Annotated in this window: 2 protein-coding genes and 2 pseudogenes; all 4 read right to left on the bottom strand. The window is 30.6% G+C overall.

The genetic code is table 11. The annotated features are described in order from the left end of the window. Positions 1 to 124 (bottom strand): annotated as a pseudogene (locus tag ACE01R_RS17710) (IS6 family transposase); the annotation flags it as partial. 10 nt (positions 125 to 134) lie between these two features. After that, positions 135 to 1,520, bottom strand: coding sequence for a glycosyltransferase family 2 protein (locus ACE01R_RS17705; protein ID WP_395552794.1), 1,386 nt, complete (start codon positions 1,518 to 1,520; stop codon positions 135 to 137). Between the two features lies 1 nt (position 1,521). Next, positions 1,522 to 1,746, bottom strand: a complete 225-nt coding sequence (locus ACE01R_RS17700) for a hypothetical protein (protein WP_395552793.1) — start codon at positions 1,744 to 1,746, stop codon at positions 1,522 to 1,524. 49 nt (positions 1,747 to 1,795) lie between these two features. Continuing rightward, positions 1,796 to 1,895 (bottom strand): annotated as a pseudogene (locus ACE01R_RS17695) (IS5/IS1182 family transposase); the annotation flags it as partial.

Raw genomic sequence — 1,895 nt, 5'->3', positions numbered from 1 at the left:
TATGCCACGGGCTGAGGTCAGTAGGATTACGCCAGTACCAGCGCAACCGCTTTTCTATTTCAGGGGCGTAACGTTGAACCCAGCGATAAATCGTGGTGTGATCAACCTTTACACCACGTAGTGCCAGAAACTTATTAAAATTTAATTCTTTTCATTTCTCCCCAATGTAGAGGCAATTTTCTAAGATACTGAATTGAGCCAATCACTCTCCAATAAGAATGAATATATCGAAACCATAGGTTTTCTAAAAAACAAGCCAAAATTAATTTTAAAATACTTTTGGGGCTATAATATTTAAAGAAAATTACTTCAATAAGAACAGCACTTAATGAGAGTATTAAACCAAAACATAGTGCTAAAAGATAAAAATAAACACATACAATCCAATTCACAAAACCCAAAATAGCCAATAAAATTAAGCTAACAAATCCAATCAACTCAAAAAAAGGGCCTAATGCTTCAACAAAAACAAAAAATGGAAATGCAAAAAATCCTAATTTCCCACTTTTAAGATTAAAGAATAAGTATTTAAAACTCCATAAGCTTTCAAGCAAGCCTCTTTGCCATCTTTTTCTTTGGATGCTTAAAGTTTTTAAGTTATCTGGACATTGTGTCCAACAAACTGCATCAGGAATAAATGAAATATTTATATTGGTGTTGTTTTCAAGTCCTTCTTTTCTTAATTTCAAAACCAATTCCATATCTTCACCAACAGTATCCTGATTATATCCATTTACTTCCATAACTGCTTTTTTGGAAAAAAGTCCAAAAGCACCAGAAATAATCATCACACTATCAAGAGCAACCCAACCCATTCTTCCATTGGAGTATGCCCGTAAATATTCAACAATTTGAATTGTTTCCAACCAGGTCTTTGGAGTATCAACTTTTTGAACATTTCCGTTAATAATTTTACAACCATTCGCAATACGAACAATCCCACCACTTGCTACAGTGTTATTTTCTAAAAAAAATGGTTGAGCAAGTTTATGTAATGCTTCTGAATCCAAAATAGAATCAGCGTCAATCGCACAAAATAATGGATAACTACTAATATTTATACCACAGTTTAAAGCATCAGCTTTTCCTCCATTTTCTTTTAAAACAACTTTTAATCTTTTATCAATTGAAGAAATATAATTTTTTTTAATCGGCTTATGGTTTAACTTTATCCTAGGTATATCCAAAGTTGGCACCAATGCGAAAGTATCCATTAAGATTTCTAGTGTTTTATCTTTCGGTCCATCACAAACAACGATAACTTCAAATTCTGAATAGTTTAATTTCAACAGAGATCTAACAGATTCTATAATAGTTAGTTCTTCATTATAAGTAGGAGCTATGATACTAATCGGAACATCGTAAGTATTGAATTCTGTAAACCAGGCTTCATGAAGATTAGATTTCAATTTTTTTTTAATGCTAAAAAAACCTAAAATATTAAGTAAGCCATAACCTATATTAACAATAAGAAAGTATATTAAAAAAATAATTCCCCAGATTTCAATAAATTTTTCCATCTCAAACAAGCTCAATAATATTATTTATTCTATGCTTATTTGATTCTGCAATAAGAGAATCTTTTGCAAATTTATCATTAATTCTTTCAATCAAATTATCGATTAAATCAGCATCTGAATTATAATATTGAACTATAGCTTGCGCAGATCTCTTTCTGATCCACCAATTAGGACTAGTAAGACATTTTAATAAGTAATCAAAATTATTTTGTGAGAAATTATTCAATCTCATAATAACCTGAATAATATTAACATGATAAGACTTCTTTCATAAATCATTTTTTACTCAGCTCCAAGTTATAGATTCCAGCAATTAAATTGAATCTCAAACCGAGTCTTTTCCCTCTATTTCGATAACGTTCGGCAAGGATCTTG

It is taken from the genome of Acinetobacter sp. BSP-28 (assembly GCF_044130285.1).
GTDB lineage: Bacteria > Pseudomonadota > Gammaproteobacteria > Pseudomonadales > Moraxellaceae > Acinetobacter.
This window is presented reverse-complemented; position numbering and strand designations above follow the sequence as displayed.